The 25,268-nt window shown below is 37.4% G+C and carries 33 protein-coding genes and 1 pseudogene; 1 reads left to right on the plus strand and 33 read right to left on the minus strand.

The window, feature by feature from the left end:
- Nucleotides 1–123: 123 nt before the first annotated feature.
- The 16 genes and pseudogenes from V7137_RS10810 to spoIIIAA form a co-directional block, all read right to left on the minus strand.
- Entirely contained in the window at nt 124–1,017 is an 894-nt protein-coding gene (locus V7137_RS10810) for a polyprenyl synthetase family protein (RefSeq protein ID WP_335698092.1), read from the minus strand.
- 3 nt (nt 1,018–1,020) lie between these two features.
- Complete coding sequence (locus V7137_RS10815; RefSeq protein ID WP_335698093.1) at nt 1,021–1,254, minus strand: exodeoxyribonuclease VII small subunit; 234 nt, start codon at nt 1,252–1,254, stop codon at nt 1,021–1,023.
- Complete coding sequence (gene xseA / locus V7137_RS10820; protein ID WP_335698094.1) at nt 1,244–2,602, minus strand: exodeoxyribonuclease VII large subunit; 1,359 nt, start codon at nt 2,600–2,602, stop codon at nt 1,244–1,246. The genes V7137_RS10815 and xseA overlap by 11 nt, the downstream gene beginning before the upstream one ends.
- Nucleotides 2,603–2,786: 184 nt before the next feature.
- Nucleotides 2,787–3,644, minus strand: coding sequence for a bifunctional methylenetetrahydrofolate dehydrogenase/methenyltetrahydrofolate cyclohydrolase FolD (gene folD, locus V7137_RS10825; RefSeq protein WP_335698095.1), 858 nt, complete (start codon nt 3,642–3,644; stop codon nt 2,787–2,789).
- Nucleotides 3,645–3,745: 101 nt separating this feature from the next.
- A complete protein-coding gene (nusB, locus tag V7137_RS10830) occupies nt 3,746–4,144 on the minus strand; it encodes a transcription antitermination factor NusB (protein ID WP_335698096.1) in 399 nt (132 codons plus the stop codon).
- Between the two features lie 211 nt (nt 4,145–4,355).
- Nucleotides 4,356–4,766, minus strand: coding sequence for an Asp23/Gls24 family envelope stress response protein (locus V7137_RS10835; RefSeq protein WP_335698097.1), 411 nt, complete (start codon nt 4,764–4,766; stop codon nt 4,356–4,358).
- A gap of 22 nt (nt 4,767–4,788) precedes the next feature.
- Nucleotides 4,789–6,110, minus strand: a pseudogene (accC, locus tag V7137_RS10840) (acetyl-CoA carboxylase biotin carboxylase subunit).
- Nucleotides 6,111–6,124: 14 nt separating this feature from the next.
- Nucleotides 6,125–6,640, minus strand: coding sequence for an acetyl-CoA carboxylase biotin carboxyl carrier protein (gene accB / locus V7137_RS10845; RefSeq protein WP_335698098.1), 516 nt, complete (start codon nt 6,638–6,640; stop codon nt 6,125–6,127).
- Between the two features lie 251 nt (nt 6,641–6,891).
- The gene (locus V7137_RS10850) at nt 6,892–7,443 is read right to left on the minus strand and encodes a SpoIIIAH-like family protein (protein WP_335698099.1); all 552 of its coding nucleotides are present in this window, start codon (nt 7,441–7,443) and stop codon (nt 6,892–6,894) included.
- A 15-nt stretch (nt 7,444–7,458) separates the two neighbouring features.
- Nucleotides 7,459–8,112: a stage III sporulation protein AG gene (gene spoIIIAG / locus V7137_RS10855; RefSeq protein ID WP_335698100.1), complete on the minus strand. Its 654-nt coding sequence runs from the start codon at nt 8,110–8,112 to the stop codon at nt 7,459–7,461.
- Nucleotides 8,105–8,734 carry a stage III sporulation protein AF gene (gene spoIIIAF, locus V7137_RS10860; RefSeq protein WP_335698101.1) on the minus strand — a complete coding sequence of 210 codons (630 nt, stop codon included), beginning with the start codon at nt 8,732–8,734 and terminating at the stop codon, nt 8,105–8,107. Before spoIIIAF ends, spoIIIAG begins: the two co-directional genes overlap by 8 nt.
- Nucleotides 8,735–8,746: 12 nt before the next feature.
- Nucleotides 8,747–9,946 (minus strand): stage III sporulation protein AE, encoded by a 1,200-nt coding sequence (gene spoIIIAE, locus V7137_RS10865; RefSeq protein ID WP_335698102.1) that lies wholly within the window; start codon nt 9,944–9,946, stop codon nt 8,747–8,749.
- 31 nt (nt 9,947–9,977) lie between these two features.
- Entirely contained in the window at nt 9,978–10,358 is a 381-nt protein-coding gene (gene spoIIIAD, locus V7137_RS10870) for a stage III sporulation protein AD (RefSeq protein ID WP_218349555.1), read from the minus strand.
- Between the two features lie 24 nt (nt 10,359–10,382).
- The gene (gene spoIIIAC, locus V7137_RS10875) at nt 10,383–10,586 is read right to left on the minus strand and encodes a stage III sporulation protein AC (RefSeq protein WP_066060661.1); all 204 of its coding nucleotides are present in this window, start codon (nt 10,584–10,586) and stop codon (nt 10,383–10,385) included.
- 11 nt (nt 10,587–10,597) lie between these two features.
- Entirely contained in the window at nt 10,598–11,113 is a 516-nt protein-coding gene (spoIIIAB, locus tag V7137_RS10880; protein ID WP_335698103.1) for a stage III sporulation protein SpoIIIAB, read from the minus strand.
- On the minus strand, nt 11,114–12,037 hold the full coding sequence (spoIIIAA, locus tag V7137_RS10885; protein ID WP_335698104.1) for a stage III sporulation protein AA: 924 nt from the start codon (nt 12,035–12,037) through the stop codon (nt 11,114–11,116).
- 217 nt (nt 12,038–12,254) lie between these two features.
- On the opposite strand from spoIIIAA, the gene V7137_RS10890 reads away from it, so the two are divergent.
- Entirely contained in the window at nt 12,255–12,932 is a 678-nt protein-coding gene (locus V7137_RS10890; protein ID WP_335698105.1) for an SIMPL domain-containing protein, read from the plus strand.
- A 43-nt stretch (nt 12,933–12,975) separates the two neighbouring features.
- Here V7137_RS10890 and V7137_RS10895 read toward each other — a convergent pair whose 3' ends face one another.
- The 17 genes from V7137_RS10895 to V7137_RS10975 form a co-directional block, all read right to left on the minus strand.
- On the minus strand, nt 12,976–13,485 hold the full coding sequence (locus V7137_RS10895; protein WP_335698106.1) for a TlpA family protein disulfide reductase: 510 nt from the start codon (nt 13,483–13,485) through the stop codon (nt 12,976–12,978).
- A gap of 77 nt (nt 13,486–13,562) precedes the next feature.
- Nucleotides 13,563–13,694, minus strand: a complete 132-nt coding sequence (locus V7137_RS10900; RefSeq protein ID WP_218349437.1) for a CcmD family protein — start codon at nt 13,692–13,694, stop codon at nt 13,563–13,565.
- 12 nt (nt 13,695–13,706) lie between these two features.
- On the minus strand, nt 13,707–14,468 hold the full coding sequence (locus V7137_RS10905; RefSeq protein ID WP_335698107.1) for a cytochrome c biogenesis protein: 762 nt from the start codon (nt 14,466–14,468) through the stop codon (nt 13,707–13,709).
- A gap of 3 nt (nt 14,469–14,471) precedes the next feature.
- Nucleotides 14,472–15,152: a heme exporter protein CcmB gene (locus V7137_RS10910; RefSeq protein WP_335698108.1), complete on the minus strand. Its 681-nt coding sequence runs from the start codon at nt 15,150–15,152 to the stop codon at nt 14,472–14,474.
- Nucleotides 15,149–15,853 (minus strand): heme ABC exporter ATP-binding protein CcmA, encoded by a 705-nt coding sequence (gene ccmA / locus V7137_RS10915; protein WP_335698109.1) that lies wholly within the window; start codon nt 15,851–15,853, stop codon nt 15,149–15,151. Before ccmA ends, V7137_RS10910 begins: the two co-directional genes overlap by 4 nt.
- 23 nt (nt 15,854–15,876) lie before the next feature.
- Complete coding sequence (locus V7137_RS10920; protein ID WP_335698110.1) at nt 15,877–16,872, minus strand: hypothetical protein; 996 nt, start codon at nt 16,870–16,872, stop codon at nt 15,877–15,879.
- Complete coding sequence (locus V7137_RS10925) at nt 16,869–17,243, minus strand: hypothetical protein (RefSeq protein ID WP_335698111.1); 375 nt, start codon at nt 17,241–17,243, stop codon at nt 16,869–16,871. The genes V7137_RS10920 and V7137_RS10925 overlap by 4 nt, the downstream gene beginning before the upstream one ends.
- A gap of 12 nt (nt 17,244–17,255) precedes the next feature.
- Nucleotides 17,256–17,762, minus strand: coding sequence for a cytochrome c-type biogenesis protein (locus tag V7137_RS10930; RefSeq protein WP_335698112.1), 507 nt, complete (start codon nt 17,760–17,762; stop codon nt 17,256–17,258).
- Between the two features lie 2 nt (nt 17,763–17,764).
- Nucleotides 17,765–19,747 (minus strand): heme lyase CcmF/NrfE family subunit, encoded by a 1,983-nt coding sequence (locus V7137_RS10935; RefSeq protein WP_335698113.1) that lies wholly within the window; start codon nt 19,745–19,747, stop codon nt 17,765–17,767.
- A 26-nt stretch (nt 19,748–19,773) separates the two neighbouring features.
- Nucleotides 19,774–20,226 carry a cytochrome c maturation protein CcmE gene (locus V7137_RS10940; protein ID WP_335698114.1) on the minus strand — a complete coding sequence of 151 codons (453 nt, stop codon included), beginning with the start codon at nt 20,224–20,226 and terminating at the stop codon, nt 19,774–19,776.
- Nucleotides 20,227–20,238: 12 nt separating this feature from the next.
- Nucleotides 20,239–21,291, minus strand: coding sequence for a hypothetical protein (locus V7137_RS10945; protein ID WP_335698115.1), 1,053 nt, complete (start codon nt 21,289–21,291; stop codon nt 20,239–20,241).
- Between the two features lie 259 nt (nt 21,292–21,550).
- A complete protein-coding gene (locus V7137_RS10950; RefSeq protein ID WP_335698116.1) occupies nt 21,551–22,204 on the minus strand; it encodes a c-type cytochrome in 654 nt (217 codons plus the stop codon).
- 10 nt (nt 22,205–22,214) lie between these two features.
- Nucleotides 22,215–22,664, minus strand: coding sequence for a PCYCGC motif-containing (lipo)protein (locus V7137_RS10955; RefSeq protein ID WP_335698117.1), 450 nt, complete (start codon nt 22,662–22,664; stop codon nt 22,215–22,217).
- Nucleotides 22,665–22,821: 157 nt separating this feature from the next.
- Entirely contained in the window at nt 22,822–23,319 is a 498-nt protein-coding gene (locus V7137_RS10960; protein ID WP_335698118.1) for a DUF6803 family protein, read from the minus strand.
- Nucleotides 23,320–23,453: 134 nt separating this feature from the next.
- Entirely contained in the window at nt 23,454–24,011 is a 558-nt protein-coding gene (efp, locus tag V7137_RS10965; protein WP_335698119.1) for an elongation factor P, read from the minus strand.
- A 21-nt stretch (nt 24,012–24,032) separates the two neighbouring features.
- Nucleotides 24,033–25,094 (minus strand): M24 family metallopeptidase, encoded by a 1,062-nt coding sequence (locus V7137_RS10970; RefSeq protein WP_335698120.1) that lies wholly within the window; start codon nt 25,092–25,094, stop codon nt 24,033–24,035.
- A 76-nt stretch (nt 25,095–25,170) separates the two neighbouring features.
- Complete coding sequence (locus V7137_RS10975; protein WP_335698122.1) at nt 25,171–25,266, minus strand: YqhR family membrane protein; 96 nt, start codon at nt 25,264–25,266, stop codon at nt 25,171–25,173.
- Between the last annotated feature and the right edge of the window lie 2 nt (nt 25,267–25,268).

The following is a 25,268-nucleotide window of genomic DNA, read 5'->3' on the forward strand; positions in this document are numbered from 1 at the left end:
TCTATGCGAAAATAGCCTTGATTAAAAAATAGCCGCTAACACTTGAGTGATAACGGCATTGACAACGTTTTCTACATTGAAAATAATTATAACACACTTATTTCAATGCCTCAAATTCCGATTCTAATGGTCCCTTGAAGCGACTAAATCCGTTATTTCCATCAGCAGGTTTGTATTCAATCCTGTCATGCCTAGATATTCTTTCGACAGGTTTATTTGTTTATGCAATGCAGCAGTAGCGCCTTCTAGTGACAACAACTGTGGATACGTACTTTTATGATTGGAAGTATCACTGCCAACGGGCTTACCGATCAATTGTTGATTCCCAACCAGATCAAGAATATCATCTTGAATTTGAAAAGCGAGACCCAAGTGAAGTGCGAATGCTGAGAGGTTTTCTAATTGTTTTTGGCTTGCATTCGCTATTATTGCTCCTGCTAGCACACTGAACTTAAGTAACTTTCCTGTTTTATGGATATGTATATACTCAAGTTCATCTAAAGTTAAGGATTTTCCTTCTCCTTCCATATCAGCAACTTGGCCGCCAACCATTCCTTCTGTTCCTGCAGCCCTTGCTAATTCAATAACTAATTTTAGTTTGGTTGCATCTGATGCAAATTCGGGCGGAATGTTCCCCATTACTTCAAAACTATAAGTTAATAAGGCATCACCTGCTAATATTGCTATTGCATCACCAAATACTTTATGATTTGTCGGTTTTCCTCTCCGTAGATCATCATTATCCATACTTGGTAAATCGTCATGGATGAGGGAATATGTGTGAATCATTTCAATAGCAGCAGCAGCAAGAAGTCCTTTTCGCGGCTCAACACCAAATGCATCTAAAGTAGCAAATAGTAAAAGCGGGCGTATCCGTTTGCCGCCTGCTTCAAGGGAATAGATCATCGATTCCTTAATAATAGGAGGGGCATCTAGCTTATTAACCAAAGTTTGAAGCTCCGAATCAAGCAGAAGTTTATGTTCTTGTGCAAATGCATCTAATAACCCGGTTTCCAAGTCTTATTCCTCCTCTTCAACTGTAAAACTCTCCGTGCGACCGTCCTCCGTAATAATCTGTGTTAATTGGTCTTCTACACTTTTCAATTTATCATGGCAAAGTTTGGACAACTCCATACCCTCTTTATAGAAAAGGATTGCTTCTTCTAAAGGCACGTCTCCTTCTTCAAGCTTATCCACAATTTGCTCTAATTTTGTCATTGCTTCTTCAAAGGATAGTTTTTTTTCAGTCTTCACGTTTTTCGATCTCCTTAATATTCTCGACTTTACAGAATAAGCTTCCATCTGTTAGTTGAATTTGAACTTGCTCGTTCATGTTAACTTGATTAATGCTTTTAATCAGCCTGTTCTCTTCTGAATAGGCTAAACTATATCCACGTTCCATAATTTTTAATGGACTTAATGCCCCTAAGGTTGAAAGGATCCGGTCAAAATCATTTTGCTTTTTGGAAAGTACTTGCAGCATGGCCCGCTTCATCTCTTTATTGGTAAGATCTAATCGCTTATTGGCCTCGTGTAAAGACTGGCTTGGTTGGTTTCTCTGCAAGCGTTTATAAAGAATCTCATGTTGTCCTTTTTTAATTATAGACAATCTTGATGCACCGCGGACAAGCATTTCCGTGAGTTTATCAACCTGCTCTAGTTTTTGTTCATATAGTCGATGAGGATAACGGAAGGCATAGGATTTCTGAACACGATTCAGCCGTTCTTTTTCTAACTGAAATTTCCCTTTCATCGTCCGAAGAAGACGAGTTTGCCGCTGCAATACTCTCTCCATTAGCTCGTCAATATGTGGTACGGCAAGTTCAGCAGCCCCCGTAGGCGTTGGAGCACGTAAATCCGCGACAAAGTCAGCAATCGTAAAATCGGTTTCATGTCCAACAGCGGAAATGATGGGAATATCAGACGAAAAAATCGCACGAGCAACAAGTTCTTCATTAAAAGCCCACAATTCCTCGATGGAGCCTCCGCCGCGCCCAACGATTAGCACATCAATTCCATCCATGGTATTTGCTTTAGATATAGCCTTAGCAATTGATGGTGCTGCATTTTCGCCTTGAACGAGGGCTGGAAATACGAGAATATTCGCGATAGGGTAACGTCTTTTAATGGTCGTAATGACATCTCTAATGGCTGCCCCTGTTGGTGAGGTAATGACACCTACTGTTCTGGGGTACAAGGGAATCAACTTTTTGGTTTCAAGCGCAAATAATCCTTCTAATTCAAGTCTTTCCTTCAGTTGTTCATAAGCTAAAAACAATTCCCCAATACCATCTGGAAGCATTTCTTTTATATAAATCTGATATTGGCCACTAGGCTCATAAACCGAAATTTCACCCTTAACAATGACCTTCATGCCATTTTCTGGCTTGTATTTCATCGTCCGAGAATGGCTTGAAAACATTACGGCAAGAATTCGGGCTTTTTCATCTTTTAAGGTAAAATACATATGTCCGCTCGAATGCTGCTTGAAATTTGAAATTTCACCTCTTACATGAACATTTCGTAAATGCGGGTCTGCATCAAATTTTCTTTTTATGTATTTTGTTAGAGCATTCACAGTTAAATATCGTTGTTCCTGCATATGTAACTCCTTTTTTCACCCAAAATAATAATAAGGCTCAGTTAAACTTGCCCGTTGATTTCGCTCCAATCAACTTAGCAGCAAAATTAACAATGAGATTTAACATAGCCAATCATAAACAAAATACTTCGATTAGCGAAAAACAGTCCTTATCTAAAATAAAAGATAAGGACATTTTCCTCCTTTAATTACGGTCAATACTTTCTGCAGCCGATTTAAGGGTATTATACATAAGCATCGTAATCGTCATCGGACCGACACCCTTAGGAACTGGAGTAATGTATCCAGCTTTTTCGGACACCTCAGCAAAGTCCACATCACCACAAAGCTTTCCTGCTTCATTACGGTTAATTCCTACATCAATGACAACAGCACCGTTTTTTACATGATCAGCCTTAATAAAGTTCGGAATCCCAACAGCTGCAATAAGGATATCTGCTTGATTCGTATGTAACTTAATATCTTTTGTTTTCGAATGACAGTAGGTTACTGTAGCATCCTTATTGAGAAATAATTGTCCGACCGGTTTGCCGACAATGTTACTTCTGCCAACCACAACAACATGCTTTCCAGCTACAGAAATACCAGTTTCTTCAAGTAACACCATAATTCCATATGGAGTACATGGAAGGAAGGCATTCTGCCCTGTCATCATCCTGCCAATATTAATTGGGTGAAATCCATCAACATCTTTAAGGGGAGAGATCGATTCAATCACTTTTTTCTCGTCAATGTGTTTAGGAATTGGTAATTGAACTAAGATCCCATGTATATCAGGGTCCATATTTAATTCTTCAATTTTTGACAATAGTTCATCTTCTGAAATCTCCTCTGGCAATTCAATTAAAACAGAATTCATCCCAAGCTCTTTGCAGGCCTTTTCTTTATTTGAAACATATGTCCGAGATGCGTGGTTATCTCCGACTAAAATAACAGCAAGTCCTGGAGTTACCCCTAGATTTTTAATTCTGGTAACCTCTTCACCTATTTCCATTCTTTTCTTTTCGGCAATTTCTTTTCCATTAATAATTGTAGCAGTCATATTTTTTTCACCCTTCCCCTCTCAAAATTACTTATTATTTAGCTGTGTTAAACTTGGCTGTTAATTTCCGCTCAACAATGATCTTTAACAAAGCCTATAATTTAATCGTTATTAAGCGTTTGTTTTAATTTTGAAAGTACACCATTGATAAATTTACTTGATTGGTCATCTCCATATATTTTGGCTATCTCAATTGCTTCATCTAAAACTACATTCTCCGGGACTTCATTTCGGAAGAACATCATTTCATATGCCGCAATTCTTAATAAATTTCTATCAACCGTTGCTAATCGATCTAATGACCATTTTTCAAGATTTCCACTTATTAAACGGTCTATTTCAGCTTTTTGTTCGACTACCCCTAGAACTAGACTAGTTAGATAATCGTCTCCTGCCTCTCCTTCTAAAACATGTTCAATTGCTGCAGCGGGCTCTGTATTGCTTATATCGATTTGGAAAAGCGCCTGTAATGCCTTTTCCCTTGCAGTTCTTCTTTTCATTATACCGTTAACTCCTTTAGAGAAATTAATTAAATTTTGTCTATTTTTTATAAATGAAGTGATGAATAGGTTTCACATTAACGATAATAGCATAACTAAAAATGATTCGCACTCTAACCTTGTTATTTTTCCATTATGTAAGCACTTTTATTTAAAACTATATTTTAAAAACAGAAAAACCAAAGGAACAAGTTCCTTTGGTTTCCAAATTTTAGACTTCCGAGTCAACCAGATCAGGGTCATTCTTTTGGTTTTCAAATTGTATGCCAACAACATGAATGTTAACTTCTTCTGCATCTAATGCAGTCATATTCAGCAATGCTTGTCGAATATTATCCTGCACTTTACTAGCAACGGACGGTATGGATATGCCAAACTTCATCATACAATAAACATCTACTTTAATTCCTGTTTCGGTTAATTCTACTTTTACGCCTTTACCATGGTTTTTTTTCCCTAAACGTTCAACCACACCTGTTGCGAAATTCCCACGCATCGCAGCCACACCTTCAACCTCAGAAGCAGCAATTCCTGCAATTACTTCAATCACTTCGGGAGCAATTTCCACTTTACCATGACCGTTACTGCCTTGTTCCATTTCCAGGACACTAAATTCACTCATTCATAACACCTCCACATATTAATTAAGACTTCATTACATCATGCAATTCCAGGAATTTTGTATTAAACCCGCCTTCTACAAACTTTTCATGATCTAGCAGTTTTAAATGGAATGGAATGGTTGTATGGATACCTTCTACAACAAATTCACTTAATGCTCGTTTCATTCTTGAAATTGCTTCTTCCCTGGTTGCGCCATATGCAATGACTTTCGCAATCATGGAATCGTAATATGGCGGAATCGTATACCCTGGATATGCTGCTGAATCAACTCGTACACCAAAACCACCAGGTGGAAGATACATGTTGATTTTCCCTGCGGANNAATCCGACACTCAATTGCCCATCCTGTGAACGTTACATCCTTCTGTTTTAACTTTAATTTTTCACCAGAAGCCACCCGGATTTGTTCTTTAATAAGATCGATTCCAGTGACCATTTCCGTTACAGGATGTTCCACCTGAATCCGTGTGTTCATTTCCATAAAATAAAATTTCCGATTGCGGTAGTCATAGATAAATTCTACCGTGCCAGCACCTGAATAATCAACCGCTTTTGCTGCTTTTACAGCCGCAGTTCCCATTTCTTCTCGTATTTCTCCATCTAATGCTGGTGAAGGCGTTTCTTCAAGAAGCTTTTGGAGCCTGCGTTGAATGGAACAGTCTCTTTCTCCTAAATGAATGGTGTTACCAAAGGAGTCTGCAAGGACTTGAATTTCAACATGACGAAAATCCTCAATATATTTTTCAATGTATACACCAGGATTTCCAAAGGCTGTCATCGCTTCTTGCTGTGTGATACTTATGCCTTTAATTAATTCCTGTTCGTTCTTGGCAACACGAATCCCTTTGCCGCCACCGCCAGCTGTTGCTTTGATAATAACTGGATATTGGATTTTTTTGACAAGTTCAAGTGCTTCATCTATGTCATTGATAATCCCCGTTGACCCTGGAACAATTGGAACTCCGGCTTCACGCATAGTTTCCCTAGCAATATCCTTAGTACCCATTTTCGTAATAGCTTCGGGGCTTGGACCCACAAAAGTAATATTGCATTCTCGGCAAAGTTCAGCGAAATCAGCGTTTTCAGCTAAGAACCCATAACCTGGGTGAATGGCGTCGCATGCTGTTAACTTCGCCACACTTATAAGATTTGTAACGTTTAAATAACTGTCTTTTGATGAAGTAGGTCCTATGCAATAGGCTTCGTCTGCCAGCTGAACGTGCAATGCTTCTCGGTCTGCTTCAGAGAAGACGGCAACAGATTCAATTCCCATTTCCCGGCAGGCACGAATAATTCTAACTGCAATTTCCCCTCTGTTTGCAATTAACAGTTTTTTTATCATTCTGTTATCGCTCCTTATTCAGGCTTTACTAAAAATAAAGGCTGTCCATATTCTACTAATTGACCATTTTTAACGAGGATTTCGACAATTTCTCCGTCAATTTCCGCTTCAATCTCATTGAATAATTTCATTGCTTCGACAATGCATACGATTGAATCTTTTGTAACATTTGACCCTGGTTTAACATAGACGTCAGCGTCTGGAGTCGGCGAAGCATAGAAAGTCCCTACCATAGGAGAAACAATTTTGTGAAGATTTGATGTATCTGTTTGCTTTACAGGTTCTTGTTTTTGAACTTCTTGGCTTACTTCCTGAACTGCAACAGCAGGTGTTGATGTCGTTACGACTGGTGCAACTGGAGTTGGAATAACTTCCAATTCACGCGGTGCTGCACTTACTTGTGAAACATATGTAGCTGAAGTATTTTTTTTCATTTTGATTTTTGAACCTTCGTTTTCATATACGAATTCATCAATACTAGATTGATCCACCAATTTTATTAACTCGCGAATTTCTTGTACTTTTAACATTGAGTACACCCCTCATACAACAAAATTATGACTAACTACTATAACTATACGATAATAGCTAGTAAAAGTTCAATGATGTATATTATTACCATTGAATTTCCCACCCACTGTCATACTCCTCTATTTTAATATTTTTATGAACAAAAGGGAATTTTGGACAGTGAATGTCTCTCAACATATTATTTTACCCTATTTGATGGTCCTCAATCAAAAAAAAAGGAAAGTCGGTGACTTCCCTTTTTTTAATCCACTTATTTCGTTGGCTGGAATTCTACAGCTACATAATTGGTTTCACCAATTTCTTTTTTCACCTGTAAAATGATTTTATTGGCCTCAGTTGCAGACGGCTTATTTTTAGATTTAACAGTTACTCTAACTTCCTCCCCATCTGCTCTTACTAAAGCATCTTCATAGCCCATTGTTTTGATAAGGGTTTCAAGGATTTCTTCTTTTTGGGCTGTTTGATTTAATTTATCCATTTGATCCTTAACCTTGCTTCGTTCGACAGCAGGTAGATCGGTCGAGGCAAGTTCAGTAGTTAATTCCTCTTGCTGTTGGCTCCTTAGGTCATCTAACTTCAAACGAAGTTCCTCAAACTCTTGATCACCTGCTACAGTGGATACTATAGTTTTATCATCTTTAGCTTCCGTTTTAGTCTTTCCTTTATTTTGCTCCTTCGCATCTTGCTGAATAGCCGCAAGATCATTACTCTTCTGCTCTGGTGATGTAATGTAATAAACAGATAATACAACAACTAAACTTAACATCGTTAATAACCAAACTGTTTGTTTTTTCAATAGCATATAAAAACACCCCTTTTATTTTTTAGGCATTACCGCAACTCGATGGCTTGGTACATCTAAGGCGCGTGTAACTGCTTCTATAATCCACTTTTTCACTTGAATATTATCTGCACCTTTTGCAACGACAAGGACTCCACGAATTTCAGGCTTTTTTGTTTCTACTACAATTGGTATCTCTTTTTCACCATCACGGACTATGACTAGCTGCTCATCAGTAGAGGCCTCTTGAACCTTACGTTCCCCGCCTTCACGATCTGTTTCTTCCGTAGTTTGTGATTTGGAAACCCTATTTTTTTCTAAGACCTTCTTATCAGTTGAATCTATGTTGACGACAACGGTAACATCGTTCACACCTAACATTTGCTGGAGAGCTTTCTTAAGTTGGCTTTCATATTTTTCTTCATATTCAGTCACTGCCTTATTGCCTGATCCTTTGCTTATTCCAAAAGCAGGGACATCCCCGGCTTCGACTTTATCACTAGCTGTAACCGGGATATCTTCTGAACTCGGGGTTTTCTTAAAGACAATATTGCCTACCAGCATAAATGCTGCACCAATACATAACACAATGAGCATATATTGGTATTTGCCTGTCTTCTTTTCAGAATTGCCCTCGATTTTCAGCACCTTTTTAAGCCATGAAAATGGCCCCTGATTTTTGTTATCCATTTTCGTTATTAATCCCCCCTTCAATCGAAACTTCAACTGTTTTTTCGGTCACATTCCATTTTCGCGAAAGAAAAGCGGCTATTTTTTCTGTTTCTTCTGTTGAGCTTTTAGATGGAAGAGGTGTTTCTGAGTTAATTTCAATTTGTTTAATTGCTTCGACTGTCTTCACTTCATTTTCTGGTTGTTTCAGAAGAACCATAACCTTTTGGAGGTTTTCAGGGAATGTTTGGTCGCTTTCTTCATTTGTAGCTATGTCAATTTTAGCTATCTCCAATCCGTATTGTTCCATCAACTCCTCTTTCACGTCCTTTTCCAGTTGGACAGCCATTTCTTCTAAAATATATGCATGTTGTGAAGCTTGTATTTCTTTTTTCTTTAAATCTATTGAATTTTTCATATTTTTTTCTCCAGGAACTTGATATGAAGGGATGGATCCAAGTGCCGTTTCAAAATCCTTGGAGATTAATTTAAAGATTGGGGTCAGAATAATGGCGATTAAGAGGAGTCCCGTAACCATTTTCGTATACTTTTGCATACTTGAATTCGGAAGGAGCATATCAATTACCGTTGCTAATAAGATAAAGAGAATTATATTCGTTACCCACTCTATTAAAAAATCCATTTTTAATCCCCCCTATCGTATCATCATTGTCAGATTACCAGCTGCAACAATTACGGTTATACATAAAAAGAACATAAGTGAAACAATACCCAGCGCTGCGAAAACATAAATCACACTTTTACTAATAATATCTAGACAGGTAATGATTGGTCCTCCACCTAGAGGCTGCAAAATAGCAGCAGCAAATTTATAAATAAAGGCTATCATTAATATTTTAATAGCTGGAAAGGCTACGATAATAAGTAAGATCCCTACCCCAGCAAGGCCCACTGTATTTTTTAATAGGACTGATGCACTAACGACCGTATCGGTAGCATCGGTAAACATCCTTCCAATGACAGGAATAAAGTTTCCTGTCACAAACTTCGCTGTCCTGATTGTTACCCCGTCTGACACAGCTGCTGAGGCACCTTGTACTGATATAACACCAAGGAACACCGTTAAGAAGAGCCCCATTAACCCTATGCTCCAATTCCTTAGCAAAGCGGCTAATTGTGACACTTTATATTGTTCTGACATCGTACTGACAATACTCAGCAAAGTCGCAAGAAAAAGAAGTGGCAGGATGATATATTGCATAAATAAGCCGCTCATATTCATTAGAAATAAGATTACCGGGTGAAAGAAGGCTGCCGATATCAAACCTCCAGAGGCTGCAATTAAAGCGAGTAACAGCGGTACAAGAGCAAGTACAAACGAGATCATCGATCCAATTGCCTCATTTGTATAACTGATGGCGATATGGAAACTATTTAGAGCAATAATGACTAGTACCATATAAACGATTGAATAAGCAACTTTGCTAATAGCGCTTTTCTCGAAGGCATTTTGCATGGATTGAAGGAACATACTAAAAATGGTTAACATAATCAATGACCCTAGTAATTTTCCGTTAGAAACAAACTCTTGAAAAGCAAATTTTACTACTCCCAAACCCCATTGTTTTAATGAAAATTTTTTCTCACCACTGATAAAGTCATACAAACTGCCCTTTTGACTTTCTGGTAGGAATCCTCCGTATTTATAAGAGATATCCTCCCAAAATTGTTTGAGTTCTGAGATATCGAGAGATTTAAGCTGTTCATCAACCAACTCCTGGGGGGAAAGAGGATTGGTTTGATCTTTACCCTCTTCAGCAGCTTGTACTCTTGGAATCAATAAAAAAAAGAATACGAGAATGATAATAGGAATAAACTGCCATCGCTGCTTCAATTTTTACTACACCTCTTTTTCAGGTATGTCATTAACTCGGAATAAGCTTGATAATGGTCTCGATCAAAACCGTTAAAATTGGAATTGCCATTGCAAGAATAATAATTTTTCCTGCTATTTCAATTTTAGAGGATAGCGCTCCCTGACCTGCATCTTTGGTAATCTGGGCAGCAAATTCGGCTATATACGCAATTCCAATGATTTTTAAAATCGTTTCAATATAAACCATATTCACATTTGCATTCACTGCCAGTTTTTCAAGCATATGAATGATTTCATAAATTTTATCTACTAAAAAAAGAAAAATGACACAGCCTACAAAGACAATTAAGAGAAAAGCAAAATTAGGCTTTTGTTCTTTAACAATTAAAGCGAGAAAAGTGGCAACGAGTGCTATGCCGACTATTTTTATGATTTCAATCTTAGGACCCCTCCTTTATTGATATAAAAATACAGATTTAATTTTTTGAAAGAGATCATCTACGATAGAAGCTACCTGAAATAATATATAAATAAACCCAAATAACGTGACCCACTGGGCGTATTCTTTTTTCCCCACTTGGTCTAATACGGTATGCAAAAAGGCAACCACAATTCCCACACCAGCAATTTTAAATATGATATCCACTTCTAACCCCATTGCTTTTCCCCCTAAAATAATAAAATAATCAGTAATAATCCTGCCAAGAATCCCAGGCTCTTTACCATTTTTTCGTATGTTGCTTGTGCTTGAATTGCGTCTGCCTCTTCTCTTTCAAGATGTGTCAGTGTCAGCATAATATGTTTTTGTTGGGACATACGGTCATGGCGCCCCAGGGTTTCCCCGAACTGCTTCATTATTTCAAATTCTCCCTGCTTTAATGCCGTTGAACTCCATATCTCTTTCAAACTCGTTTCCCAAGCTTCTTTAACCGTTGTCTCTGTGTCCGTCAATTTCTTGGAAAAGGCTTCAAAAAACGTGGATAGAGGTTTTGATAACTGTTCTGCCAACCTTCGTGCTGCTTCATGTAACGGTGTATGGCCGTACATAATTTCTGCTTCAAGTGATTGAAGTGCAGATCTTAATGCTCTAAGCTGCTTTGGCCGTTCACTAAAGCGCCTGGAAATTTCAAATCCAATCCACGTTGTTGCGGCAATGATGAATACAGCACCTACTAGCTTAATCATTTATGTCACTCTCACTTTTTGATTCATTTCACTACCATTTGCATCTAATATATGTGTAATTGTTCCTGGACCAGATGTCCTGCTAAGGACAATAAAACGCTGAAAGATTTTTTGATCCAAAATATTTCGGAGAGATGGTCTATTCTTAACTTCTTCAATGCTCGTCCCATGTGTTGTCATCATTAACGTGATTCCGGCATGAACAGCCTCTTGGATGGCTTCACTGTCTTCTTTCCGGCCAATTTCATCTACTACCAAAATCTCTGGACTCATTGAACGAATCATCATCATCATTCCTTCAGCTTTCGGACAGGCATCTAATACATCTAGGCGGTCTCCAAAGGTCAATTGCGGTATCCCATTTACACAACCGGCAATTTCACTTCGTTCATCAACAATACCCACCTTACATGCCTGTATTCCCCTTGTTCCGAAGCCTGAGGAAGCAATTCTTGCTATATCGCGGAGTAATGTGGTTTTTCCGGTTTGAGGAGGTCCAATCACCATCGTATGCTTCCATCCTCCTTGAAAGATATAGGGGATAAGCGGTTCAGCTATGCCAACCTTTTCCCTAGCGATACGGATATTAAAAGAGGAAATATCTCGAATCATCTTAACCTTACCACCCTCAAGGATTACCTTACCCGCGAGGCCGATCCGATGGCCTCCTGAAACCGTAATAAACCCTTGTTTGAGTTCCTCTTCAAGTGTATAAATGGAGAATTGACTGATTTTATTCATAAGATGAAAAGCATCGTCGGGCTGGATAATATATGATAAAAACCTGGGTGTACCTTTCATGGTCATTTCAATGGGCCGATTGATGCGAATACGAATTTCTTCTAATTCTTCTTTTTGATTCAGAGGGATTTTGCTGATTAGGTCGGCTATTTTTTTTGGTAAAAAGTTTAGGATCGTTTCCACGTATACAGCCTCCTCATATTTGGCTTCTCATTATTTAAAATGTATGCCTGCTTGGTCACATTATGACTTTCAAATCTGTCATTTCTTCTCAATTTCATATCCTATTACTAGAACAAAGTTTAATAAGGTAAAAGCAATAGATTTATTTCGGAACGTTTTTGTAATGTGAATCGTATTTTATAGGAAGGAATAACCCAACAAGGAGGAATTATACTGAGTGTACAATTACAATCACCCTCGGCTTCCCCGCAACGGACAGCATCACAAGGGTCATATAATTAAAGTTTCTGGTGAGGGGGAAATGGCAGTCCAGCCTGACACGGCTTCAGTAAACATAGGAATTATTTCAGAAGGTAAGCAATTAATTACAGCCCAGCAGCAAAACTCCCTTGAAGTGGCAAAGGTAATCGAATCACTTATTTCACTGGGAATTGCCAAAAATCATATTCAAACCTTTGATTATCGAATCGAATCAGATTATGACTATGATCAGGGGAAACAAATTTTTCGCGGTTATAAAATAACTCATATTTTGCAGGTGAAAATTGAGGATTTATCCAATATTGGAAAAGTGGTGGATACAGCTGTTCAGAACGGGGTAAACAATGTTTCCCATGTTCAATTTACAGTAAAAAACAAAGAAGCTTTTTATAAGCAAACCTTGAGTCTAGCTGTAAATGATGCCATTGAAAAAGCTAAAACGATTGCCGGTACCTTAAATGTAATCTTACTCCCTACACCGATTTCAGTGGTCGAAGGCGGAAGTACAGTCCAGCCTGTATTTAATACGTCTGGCACTTTTGTGAAAAGCATGGCGTCCACACAATTGGAACCAGGACAAATAATTATTAAAGCAAATGTGATTGCAGAATTTAACTATCATCCTTCCTATTAAAAGAGGATTGAACCCATTTTTTTGGTTCAATCCTCTTTTGAGATTAATTATCATATTTCTTTGCCCAGTTATATAATTGCATTGCTGTAACTGGACCATTAAAGTGCACTCTAATTATTCCTTGTTTATCTATTACAAAGGTTTCTGGCTGTCCTGTTACATTATACATTTTTGAAACCTTGGCATTATAATCGAAAAAATAATTCATTCCGGCTTTATTTTTCTCTGTTACTTTATTAATTTTATCCATTGTCTCGCCGCGATTAATCATAAGAAAATTATATTTATCGCCATACTCTTTTTGGAAAGATTCTAGTTCTGGTAACTCTTCCTTACACGGAGCACACCATGAGGCAAAGTAATTCAAGATTACAACTTCTCCCTTAAAATCAGAGAGTTTGGTTGTACTTCCATCTAAATTTGGGAGCGAAAAATTATATGCTTTATCACCAACATCTGTATGTTTACCTTTTGTTACTAAACTATAACCAAAGAATGCAAACATACCTACAATAAGAATCAATACGAGTAATTTGATGACCCGCTTGTTCATCGTATTTCCTCCTGACACCAGTAAGGTTCTATGCAAAAGGCCTGCTAATTCTACACAGGCCCAAATATCAATCCTAGTTATTTTTCTAGTTGTTTTAAGAATTCAATTTCTTTCTTTAATTTTGAATGTCTCTTCCCAAGTATTAACATATACGAAAAAATAACAACCCAAGCTACCGAATAGGCACCATACATATATTCGAATCCCATGATCAATTCCTCCTATTTTTCCAAGTCTTCTCGTAATTTTTCTTTATAGCGCTCTACTTTAATTTTCATATTTTCAAATGATACACCTTTATGAAGAAGGTAGGAATATAGAATTGTAAATGCCGCAAGTGAAACAAACAGGGCGACTAACATTGTACCTTCGATACCTCCACCTTTTTGGGAAGGTCCTTCACCAAACACAATTGGGTGAAACTTTGTTTGCCACCAACGAATGGCAAAAAATACGATGGGAACATCTGCAAACCCGATGATTCCAAATACGGCAGCAAGCCGAGCTTTTTTATCCCAAACTCCATCCATTTGTCGGATCATAATGTACGCAATATAGATAAAAAATAGAATCAACGTAGTAATTAGGCGTGGTTCCCATACCCACCATGTATTCCATGAAGATTTTGCCCAAATCGGACCGGTTGTTAAAACAATAATCGTAAACACAACACCAATTTCAGCAGAGACATAGGCATAGGTGTCAAAAATTCTTTTCCGCTTGATTAAAAACAAGATACTAAACACAAATGTTACAAAAAACGCCATGAATGCCAGCCAAGCAGAGCTAACATGAAAATAAAAGATTTTCTGTGCAGCTCCCATCGTTACTTCTTCAGCAGCAAAGATAAAGATAAAATAAAGGGCAACTAACATGGATACAACTGTAGCTCCAAACAAAATCTTGGATAGATTTATGTTTTTCTTTACAGTTACTTGAGTTCCAGGAAGCACTGCTTTCTCTCGTTCGAGATTCATACTCATCACTTAAACCTCCAGCACATAATCTATTAATAAGAAACAAACAACAAAGAAGATAACATCATACGCAGTGACCAGTTGGATCCAAGCTATTGCACTTGAAAATTTCTCCATATTGGTTAGGATAATTCTTGTTGCTTGAACAACACCAATTAAAATTGGCGTTGTGATCGGAAATAGCAGTAATGGAAGCAGCATTTCACTGCTTTTTGAATTGGCTGCCAAGGCAGCTAGGAATGTACCAATGGCGATAAATCCAAAACTGCCCAAGAACACTACTAGGATAAAATATGGAATACTCCCATAGAATCTGAAGTCAAACAATAGGAACAAAAATGGAATTGAGACAAGTTCTACAATCAACATCATGGAGAAGTTGGCTAAGAACTTTCCTAAATAAATGCTGGCTGCCTCCATCGGTGCTACCAATAACCCCTGCATCGTATCATTCCGCTGTTCTGAAATAAATGACCTGTTAAGTCCTAAAATTCCTGCAAAAACGATAATGACCCAAATGACCCCCGGAATGACTGCTTTAGTTGTATTATTGGCTGGGTCAAAAGCAAAGCTGAAAACGACAATGACAAGACCAGCAAATATAATCTGGGTTACCATAATTTGCTTCGTTTTGAACTCAGAATATAAATCCTTTTTAGCTAGTAAGAGGGCTGTTCGAAAAAGATTCATGATACTCCCTCCACTAATTGTTCATACTTTTCGGAAACATAGCCTAAGTTAGGATTTTCAATCCTAAAATCATCGACAATCTTCCCATTTTTAACAATGATGATTCTGTCGCAGATTTCAGCTGCTTGTTTGAAATCATGGGTTACCATCAAGGTCGTGGTCCCTTTTTCTTTCATCGCTAGAATAACGTTATTGAGAATCCCAATTGCCCCTTGATCCAAGCCGGTGTGCGGTTCGTCCAAGAGTAGTATTTCTGGTTCATGAACAATCGCCCGTGCGATGGCAATCCTTTGAATCATGCCTCGAGAGAAGTTTTTTACAGGTTCATTCAGAAAGAATGACAAACCTACCTCTTTGACAAGCTCAATTGCTCGTTGTTCAACATTTTTAACGCCGTATATATTTCCAAAGAAGACTAGATTTTCTAATGGTGTGTAATGATCGTAAAGCAAGCTGGAATGGGGTAAATAACCCATTATTTTTTTTATTTTGATATGATTTTTTTTCAAATCCATACCATTAACCTTAATCAGGCCTGATGTAGGTTTTATTAAGGTTGCCAGCACTTTAAGAAGAGTGCTTTTCCCTGCACCATTTGGCCCTAGGATGGCAACTGTTTCTCCTTTTTTGATTGAGAGGTCTATACCACGTAAGATGAGCTTATTATCAGCTTGCTTCGTTAGTTTTTTTATTTCTATCATTGCGGTCTCTCCCATCACAGCTGCTACTCAACAAAATTACGAAGATTTAATTTTACTTGGACAAGATGCTGTTTATAAGCTTCAAGCTTTGCATGATACTCATCTTCTGAAAGTTTTCCATCACCGAAAGATTCTTCCAATTCAATAATCTTATCCATTATGGCTTTTTGTTTTGCCATTAACAGTTTAAATGCTTTCTCTTCTTTATCCGCTCCTAGTTTTTCATCATCTATCCTTGCTTTCCTTCTAAAATAGATATAATAGGAGATTCCTGCAATGACAATTGCCAATAAAATAATCATAAATACATGTGGATTAAAGCGATGCAATGGTGATTGTGCCCATATTCTTAGATGACCAGGATTATGGAAGGCGGGTGCTGTGTGTGTGACTGAACTATTATTGTTACTTTCACTCGTTTTGTCCGACTTTTTGGTCTCACCTGCCGGCGGCTGTTTATCTTTGTTATAAACTAGAGTAAAGGACTGATTTGCCTTAAGTCCTTCAATACTATATCCAAAGTAATTCTGGTCATCAAATTTGAAACTGCCTTGACTAGTTGCATCCGCACCCTTTACTTCAATACTCCCTCTACCTTCTGGAACGAGAATCTGCATCATTTGCACGGGATAGTCAGATTTCAGGTTTATTTCTTTCCCCGCTGGCATTCTATAGCTGTATGGTAATACCATGGTTTGATTCCCTGGAATTGGAGTTGTTGTAATAAATCCTTTATCAATCTCTTTAAAGGCAATTTGATTGTCTAAAAAGTTAAGGTCCGCTGCTCCATCAGGCAAGGTTACCTTTAAGACTGCTTCATTTTTTCCATCACCTTTATATTCTTCAGCTGCGGTATTGGTATAGTTAACCATATTCATCATATTCGTTGATCCGTCTTCCGCAGGACTGATCACGATATAATGCATATCAATTGCGACCTTTGAATCTGATGCCGCTAATACACTGAAAGGGATTAACAGCATCAACCCGAGGAGGAAAACGGTGATTTTATTGATCACTTTCCTTCCCCCTTTTTGTTCTTATAGGTCTTCATTTGAGCTTCTATTTCTTTTTCTACTTCATCCATTAACTCTTTATCGACATTCGTGTGCATGATTTCTTCTTCTTCCTTCATAATACTGGCAACTTCTGTTTCATATTGTTTCTTTAATTGCTTATAATCAGCGTGTGAGATTTTATCCATCTTGTACTCAAATTCTATTTCATTAAGGGTTGTCAATAGTGCTTCTTTGGTAGCATGGATATCCTTGTTTTTAGAAGAAACCTGTAAATAAGTATCCCACTTAAATAAAGGTGATAAGATTAGAAATAGACAGGCAAGAGCTAAAATGGTTGTAAAAATCATCGAAATGATGGTGATATCTTGCATTTTTTTCACATCCTAAAGATACTTTTTGCGTTCTTCATCAATCATGGAGGAAAGGATTTCACCTTCTACTTCATCCTCAGTCGACTCGTAATCTGCAACATCTTCTATATAGTCTTTTTTCTTAACCCATTTGCGGATTATGAAAAACATGGCAATACCAGCAGCACCAAGTACAACAAAAGGAAGGACCCAAGCCGTTAGACTAAAACCACTTTTCTCTGGTGAAGTTAATATCTCTTCACCATAAATGTTGACATAATATTCACGAATTTTATCCTTATCCCAGCCCTTATTCATCATCTCAACTAAGTCTGCTTTAAATTCAGTCGTTAGATTACATGTATTAGGATCACATTCATAGTGATCCTGGCCACAGCCGCATGTACAGGCGAACTGCTGAGCAACTGCTTTGAATTCAGCAGATTTATAGTCAATCTGTTTTGCGGCTTCTACACGAAGGAATGATCCTTGAAAGATGAACGAGATTATGAGAAGCCCAATATAAATCTTATTTTTCATATTTAAGACACCTCTTTGCGAACCCCTGTGTATCGAGGAGTGACATTTCCATATTTTCCATTCCAGACAGCAAACAGGGCACCAATCACAATCATAAATGATCCAATCCATAACCAATTCATCATTGGATTGACCTTTACCACAAATGTAGCTTTTCCATCGTCTTCCCATGCACTTAATACGATGTACAAGTCTTCTTTAAGTGAGGAAATAATCGCCACTTCGGAAGATGGCTGTTCCCAATTCCCATAAAACACCTTTTCAGGTTGGAATGTGCCCAGCTTTTTACCATTTCTAAAAACTGTTACATCAGCATAAACGATGTCATTGATTCCTACTTTTTTCTGGTCAAGTCGATCATAGTTGATACGATAATCTTTTAGTTCAATTGACTGTCCTAAATCGACAGTTTTCATAGTTTGTAGATCATAATTCTGTGAACCAATGATCCCCATTGTGATAAAGGCAATCCCAAGATGGACAATATATCCACCGTATCGGCGTCGATTTCGAATCATTAATCGATACAAAGCAACAAGTGGAGATTCCTTCGTCATCTTTCTTCTAGCTTTAACTCCTCTATAAAACTCTAAGAAATGGGTAATTAATAATAGAGTGATAACTCCATAACCAATTACTGCCCAAGCCTTTTGAATTCCTAATACCACCATTAAAATCATAGCGAGAATTGCAAGAATAGCTGGAATCAGGAAATTTTTCCGAAGATTTTTTACAGTTGATTTTTGCCAAGCAAGCATTGGACAAACCGCCATGATAAACATCATTGATAATAGAATGGGTGCTTCAACTTTATTAAAGAATGGAAGACCGACCGTAACTTTTGTACCACGAACTGCTTCAGATACTAACGGGAAAATAGTTCCCCAAAATACTGCAAAGGCTGCGCCAACAAGTAATAAATTGTTTACTAGGAAGCTGCTTTCTTTAGAAACAAAAGAATTAAATTCACCTGCACTTCGTTTAAGCAAGTTATAACGGCTCATTAATACATAAAGTGCTCCAATAACAGCCACACCCATAAAGATTAAGAAGTATAATCCTAGGTTTGAATTAGCGAAAGCATGAACAGATGTAAGAACCCCGCTTCTTACCAGGAATGTACCGAATAAAGTAAGTGCGTAAGAAACAATGATTAAGCTGATATTCCATATTTTCAACATGTTTTTTCGTTCTTGAATCATCACGGAGTGCAAGAATGCAGTAGCCGTTAACCATGGCATAAAGGATGCATTTTCAACTGGATCCCATGCCCAGTAGCCGCCCCATCCTAGCTCAACATAGGCCCATTGTCCGCCAAAGATATTACCAAGACTTAAAAATAACCATGCAATAATCGTCCAGCGTCTTGTCATTTTAATCCAGAAATCATCAACGTTTTTCAAGATTAGTGCCGCCATTGCAAACGCAAATGGAATGGCCAGCCCGACATATCCTAGGTATAGGGTGACTGGATGAATAATCATGCCAGGGTTTTGGAGCATTGGATTTAAGCCTTTTCCTTCGATAGGAATCTCATCTAATAGAATAAAAGGTTTTGCAACAAAGCCTAAAATAAAGAAGAAGAAAACCGCATTTGCTAGCAAGATGGCAGAAATGTATGGAACCATAGGATTTCCTTTTAACTTTCGAGAAAAGGCAATCATATAGGTATAAAGAGTTAGGAAAAATGTCCACAATAACAACGATCCTGCATTACCTGCCCATAATGCCGTTAATTTATAGATGATTGGCAGTTCACTGCTTGTGTAATCATGAACATATTCATATTGAAATTGAGACGTTGCTAAAAGGTAGAACAGTGAGAGCATAGCAAGTGATGAACAAACTAATAATGCAATTAATCCACCCTTACCACTGTTAACAAACTTTTGATTTTTCGTGCTAATTCCCAACGTAATAATAAGAAGAGAATAAATCGCAATGGCTAAGCCTATATAAATTGTTGCGTTGGCAAATAAATACATTTGGTCACCTTCTTAAGTCAGCCCTTTTATTTTTCTTTCAGTGTTTGATTTAACTTATCTTTATGTGTCTCTGGATCATATTCTTTCATATCTTTTCCTTCATATTTAGATGGACATCTTGTCTTAACTGTCTCTGCAGCAAAGGTGTTCTTTTTAGTTGGTGCCCCTTGGAGGATCGTGATAACACCTTCTGAGAAATTATCCGGTTTTGTTCCGTGATGAATGACATGCATAAGATTGCCGTCGTTATCTTTCACATCAAACTTCAATTCAATTTTTTTCGCATCCCATTTAATAGAATCCTCGATTAGTAGTCCTTCAACCGTTACAAAATCATCCTTATGATGTTCTTGTGTAGCCAAAAGTTCTTTCAATGTTAACTCAACACCACTTGATCCGGGTGTTGCTGCCATCAAAAGGAAAACAATGGAAGCTGCAATAATAAACCCGCCAATCATAATAATCGTATTTTTTTTCATTCTTCTCACCTCTTAGATTAATTTCTTCATTTCTTCTTCGTACATTTCCTGATCAATCTTTCCCATTAATAACTTTTTACGTAATTCTTTCTTTTCTTCTGAAATCGCTATTTTGTTATCCTCTTTTGCCGTTTGCAATGGTTTCTTTGGCTGTTTTTTTGTTTGTTTGGCACCCTTTGCTCCTAATCGTGAATTTCCTCTTAAGCCTAGGAAGACAAAGAGCCCTGCAATAATAATTGCAGCTCCAATGATCAAAGCACCACCCACTCCGATTATGGGGCGTTTAGAAGGATCGGATGATCCACCAGATTTGACCACTTGATCTGTTGCAGTTAAACCACTATGGTTTTCATCATTTGGCGGCTGCTGTTTATTAATAGCTTCCATCGTTGATTCAGTACCAGCCTTTTTATATGTAAAAGAATATTTTAAACCAGCGTTTGCCTTAACATTTTTGTATTGGTAGTAATAGAGTTCTTCCCCATATTCATTTTTCGAATGGTTGTCTGCCTTTGGTTCCATTTTTATTTCCTTTGCATCCATTGGAGCATAAAAGATAACATCTAAAAGTTCGATATCGGCTTTATTCTTAAATTCATATAAAAAACTCTTTTTGCCCTTTACGTCTATGGACTTGGTATAGTACTCAATGACAAATTCGTAGGTTTCATTATTCTTAATCGCCTTAGCAGGCTTCCAAGTAATAATCCCGTTTTCTTTATCAACATCATATGGGCGCTGCACTTCTGGCTTATCTTTTTCTGGAAACTCTGCCACCAAGAAAGCTTCAAAGCCTTTATCCATTGCTGGAATGGGAATTTCAATCTTCCCATTATAATCTTGACCGCTTTTATTGGTAATTGTTCCGTACTGACCAACTAGTAAGGACGGAATCTCGCGCGACCAGCCTTCTGGATAATCAAACTCTGGCATTACTTGAACCTGCATTTCCTTAAAGGGAAATTGTTCTGCTTGAAAGGATGTCTCAGCACTTGCCTTCGGAATGATGAAATTCATTAAAAATGATACGATTACGAATAATGCCAACCACTTATTTTTCAGCATCTTTAATCCTCCTTGAAACTTATCTCTATAAAGTACTATTTTTTACTATAGTCCTATTTGAAATAAATATAATCTTTATCAACTCTTATTTGTTGAAGCACTCTTGAACATTTTGTTAAAGGATTAAAATCGTTGTGTTTTCGTCAAAAATCCACCACATAATGTTCACATTTAACAAAAAATGCTCTGTTCATTAACACAGCCAACAAAAAAAGACCTGAATCGATTTGAGATTCAGGTCTTTTTTACTGTATACTTTTTACTTTTGCTCCAAGGATCGAATATAGGTTACAATATCTGTTATATCCTTTTCTTTGAGTTGACGTGCGCCTTCTAGGCCCTTTAATGAAGGTCCCATCCGTGTTTCTTCACGGCCATATGCTGCATCAATCCAAATTTGCTTATCAGTGGTATATTTTAAATATTGTGGATTAGCAAGAGCTGTTCCCATTTTCTCTTTACCAACACCTGCCTCACCATGACAAATGAGGCAATATAAATTATATTGTGATTTTCCACGTTCTGGATCACCAGAAATAGTTTTGGGGACATCAAATTCTAAGTCCTTTGTTTGCCAGTCTCTTATATAAGCAACAAGATTATTTAAATCGTTTTCTGTCATTCTTGGACCATAGGCCGGCATTACCGTACCTTCTCTTCCATACTTCACATAATGATACAGATCACGATCCGATACAGTGCTTAAAAAATTCTGGCTATTTAAAGCCGTACCAGATTTTGAGCCTTCTCCCTTTCCTGTCTCACCGTGACAAAAAATACAATTTTTTTTGTATAGTTTCTCCCCTGCCGCAATAGCCTCCGATTTCTTGCTTTCAAAAATGTGGCTATTACTTATACAGACAATAATTCCAATAATAATCAAAATATAAAATCCGATTAGTATTTTCTTCATGGGTTACCCCTTACTTAGGTTCAGGTGTTGGGGTCGGTTCCCCAATATCTTCATATTTTCTTGTTAATAAATCGTAAATTTTCGCAGGGCTTTTTCCGTTCAGATGCATTTCTACCGCCTCCCGGGCGATATTGACACAAGTGTCTCAGGCTATACCATGCGAATCCCATTCTTCTACAGCATTTTCTGGTCCCATACCTTTGATAAAGCAATCAAGGTTACTTTTATGCCCATCATTTACACATCCACAATAGCACGGAACTTGGGCCACCACTTCTGGATATGTGGCTGCCATTACATATGTTTCTTGAATTTTTTCTGATGTATTTAAAACAAAATCTGGTAATGGCACATTTTTTTTATCAAGTTTCCAAGTTTGATCACTGAGTTTGGAACTGCAGCCAGCTGCCACAATGGCAAACAAAATTCCAAGGAACAAGAGAGATGTCATTCGTTTCATTATCTGTTACACTCCTTCCCTATAGTATTTAACACTATTTAAGTTTAGCAAAAAGAATTTAGCCAAAATGGAACTAATTCTTACTATTTAGTGAAGTTTTTCATCTACATATGAAAGACCTCTGCTAAAATCACAAACGGATTTCCAGCGGTTGAACTTACATATTCATCATATCATGGCCTGACGGAGAACCAGTGCCAAGAGCAGGATCAATCATCCCAAATATCATCGCAATATGTGCAACTACTAGAAAAATACTTACAAAGATAGCATGAATTTTTAGCTTTTCTTCTTCTGTTTTATTTCTATAAATAAGACCTAAATCCAGCAGTGCCATTCCAAGAAACGGAATAATTCCAAGTAAGTAGAAAGTAACAGCGATAACGTCAATCCACCCTTTCCACTCTCCATTAACAGTTAGTGGAATGTAAGCTGTTTTCATTAGGTAAATGAATATTCCAGTAAAATAAAAGCCTGCGAAAATACCTGTTATTTTATTCAATTTTTTCAAGGCACCATCTACTTTTCTTGTAAATAAAATAGCAATTTCGGAAATCGCTAGTATTTCTGCACAGATTACTGGAACTGCCATAAAAATTAACAAATTCCAAGGCTGATTGTCTGCTAATAATCCCATATAATGTGTCATGTTCATAGTTATCTTCTCCTTTATTTTTTCTTCACCCTTAATGTAGTGAAGAAGTATGCAGAAACTTAGGAGAAATTGTGGATAAATTGTTAAAAAAAAAGCCTTAATCCGACAATTTTCGGATTAAGGCATTATAATAATTATGCACGAGAAACATATGATCCATCAGTGGTATTGATAATTAACTTATCCCCTTGATTGATAAAGAAAGGTACTTGAACATTAAGTCCAGTTTCAAGCGTAGCAGACTTAGTTCCACCAGAAGATGTATCACCTTTAATACCTGGTTCAGTTTCAGCTACTTCTAAAATAACGTTGTTTGGTAATTCAACCCCAAGGGTTTCATAGTTAAACATCATAATGTGTACTTCCATGTTTTCTTTCAAGAACTTCAATTCATACTCAATATTTGAAGCTGGCAGTTCTACCTGTTCATAAGATTCCATATCCATAAACACATGATTATCGCCGCTTGCATATAGATATTGCATTTTACGATTATCAATTTGTGCTTTCTCTACTTTTTCACCTGCACGGAATGTTTTTTCTTGAATCGCACCATTTCGAAGATTACGAAGTTTAGAACGAACAAACGCTGCACCCTTACCTGGCTTTACGTGTTGGAAATCCAGAACACGCCATAGGCCTCCATCAACTTCAATTGTTAAACCTGTTTTAAAATCATTTACAGAAATCATGTATAAATCCTCCTAAAATCATTACAGTATTATTAGTTCTTTTGTAGAATGTGTAAGTGCCTCGTTATGGTCCTTGGTAATCACTAAATCGTCTTCAATCCGTACACCGCCAAGACCTGGGATATAGATACCCGGTTCACATGTTACCACCATTCCAGGTTCTAACACGACATCAGATTTCATCGATAATCCTGGTGCCTCATGAATCTCGAGTCCGATCCCATGTCCAGTTGAATGACCAAAGTATTCGCCATAACCTTTTTCTGATATGTAATCTCGTGTGATTGCGTCTGCTTCCTTACCTGTTAATCCTGGTTTGATTCCTGCCATACCACGTAGTTGTGCTTCAAGAACAATTTCATAAATTTCCTTTAGCTTAGCATCTGGTTCCCCAACTGCAACCGTCCTCGTAATATCAGAAACATAACCATTGTAATAACAGCCATAATCCATGGTTACAATATCGCCAGCCCCAATGACTTTGTCACTTGCAACACCATGGGGCAGTGCCGAGCGATGACCTGAAGCAACAATCGTATCAAACGAGGAAGATGTCGCACCTGCTTTTCTCATAAAAAACTCTAACTCATTCGATACTTCTAATTCCGTCTTTCCTGGACTAATAAAGTCTAAAATGTGTTTGAAAGCCGCATCAGCAATATCAGCTGCTACCTTTAATATCTTAAGCTCTGAATCAGTCTTTATCAAGCGTAACTTTTCAATTACACCGGAAATCGGAACAAGTTCAGCTTCGATTTCTTTATCATATAATTTAAAGGAGGAATAGGTAAGAAAATCTTCTTCAAATCCAAGCTTTTGAATACCCAATTTCTTTGCTTGTACCGCTACCTCTTCCGGGATAGACCCCGTAATTTTAATAATTTCGAAACCTTGACATTGTTTTGTAGCTTGTTCAATATAGCGGAAATCTGTTAGAAACTGAGCCTTATCTGCACTAATTAAAACAACACCAGCTGTGCCAGTAAAGTTAGAAATATAGCGTCGATTATATGGACTAGTGATCAGGATCCCGTCAATTCCATGTGTTGAAAAATTAGATCTTAATTTTTCTATTTTTTCCATGACTCTCCACTCTCCTTTTTAAATCAATGAGGACAAAAATATTTTATCACAACCTAACAAATCCGACTAATTAAAGTTAGGCTGACTCCTCTTTCTCTTGTTGTACATTATTTTGATACTCATAATTTATGGAATAACCAATGAAGATTCCATATACGATATATATACAAATGG

It is taken from the genome of Neobacillus drentensis (assembly GCF_036962765.1).
Classification (GTDB): Bacteria; Bacillota; Bacilli; order Bacillales; family Cytobacillaceae; genus Neobacillus; species Neobacillus drentensis_C.

Coding starts and splice junctions, on each gene's coding strand:
- xseA (WP_335698094.1), bottom strand. CDS start 2,602: ATGCAGGAACAACGATATTTAACTGTGAATGCTCTAACAAAATACATA.
- folD (WP_335698095.1), bottom strand. CDS start 3,644: ATGACTGCTACAATTATTAATGGAAAAGAAATTGCCGAAAAGAAAAGA.
- nusB (WP_335698096.1), bottom strand. CDS start 4,144: ATGAAAAGAAGAACTGCAAGGGAAAAGGCATTACAGGCGCTTTTCCAA.
- V7137_RS10835 (WP_335698097.1), bottom strand. CDS start 4,766: ATGAGTGAATTTAGTGTCCTGGAAATGGAACAAGGCAGTAACGGTCAT.
- accB (WP_335698098.1), bottom strand. CDS start 6,640: ATGTTAAAAGTACAAGAAATTCGCGAGTTAATAAAATTGGTGGATCAA.
- V7137_RS10850 (WP_335698099.1), bottom strand. CDS start 7,443: ATGCTATTGAAAAAACAAACAGTTTGGTTATTAACGATGTTAAGTTTA.
- spoIIIAG (WP_335698100.1), bottom strand. CDS start 8,112: ATGGATAACAAAAATCAGGGGCCATTTTCATGGCTTAAAAAGGTGCTG.
- spoIIIAF (WP_335698101.1), bottom strand. CDS start 8,734: ATGGATTTTTTAATAGAGTGGGTAACGAATATAATTCTCTTTATCTTA.
- spoIIIAC (WP_066060661.1), bottom strand. CDS start 10,586: ATGGGGTTAGAAGTGGATATCATATTTAAAATTGCTGGTGTGGGAATT.
- spoIIIAB (WP_335698103.1), bottom strand. CDS start 11,113: ATGATTAAGCTAGTAGGTGCTGTATTCATCATTGCCGCAACAACGTGG.
- V7137_RS10895 (WP_335698106.1), bottom strand. CDS start 13,485: ATGAACAAGCGGGTCATCAAATTACTCGTATTGATTCTTATTGTAGGT.
- V7137_RS10900 (WP_218349437.1), bottom strand. CDS start 13,694: ATGGGATTCGAATATATGTATGGTGCCTATTCGGTAGCTTGGGTTGTT.
- V7137_RS10905 (WP_335698107.1), bottom strand. CDS start 14,468: ATGAGTATGAATCTCGAACGAGAGAAAGCAGTGCTTCCTGGAACTCAA.
- V7137_RS10910 (WP_335698108.1), bottom strand. CDS start 15,152: ATGAATCTTTTTCGAACAGCCCTCTTACTAGCTAAAAAGGATTTATAT.
- ccmA (WP_335698109.1), bottom strand. CDS start 15,853: ATGATAGAAATAAAAAAACTAACGAAGCAAGCTGATAATAAGCTCATC.
- V7137_RS10925 (WP_335698111.1), bottom strand. CDS start 17,243: ATGCAAGATATCACCATCATTTCGATGATTTTTACAACCATTTTAGCT.
- V7137_RS10930 (WP_335698112.1), bottom strand. CDS start 17,762: ATGAAAAATAAGATTTATATTGGGCTTCTCATAATCTCGTTCATCTTT.
- V7137_RS10935 (WP_335698113.1), bottom strand. CDS start 19,747: ATGTATTTATTTGCCAACGCAACAATTTATATAGGCTTAGCCATTGCG.
- V7137_RS10940 (WP_335698114.1), bottom strand. CDS start 20,226: ATGAAAAAAAATACGATTATTATGATTGGCGGGTTTATTATTGCAGCT.
- V7137_RS10945 (WP_335698115.1), bottom strand. CDS start 21,291: ATGCTGAAAAATAAGTGGTTGGCATTATTCGTAATCGTATCATTTTTA.
- V7137_RS10950 (WP_335698116.1), bottom strand. CDS start 22,204: ATGAAGAAAATACTAATCGGATTTTATATTTTGATTATTATTGGAATT.
- V7137_RS10960 (WP_335698118.1), bottom strand. CDS start 23,319: ATGAACATGACACATTATATGGGATTATTAGCAGACAATCAGCCTTGG.
- efp (WP_335698119.1), bottom strand. CDS start 24,011: ATGATTTCTGTAAATGATTTTAAAACAGGTTTAACAATTGAAGTTGAT.
- V7137_RS10970 (WP_335698120.1), bottom strand. CDS start 25,094: ATGGAAAAAATAGAAAAATTAAGATCTAATTTTTCAACACATGGAATT.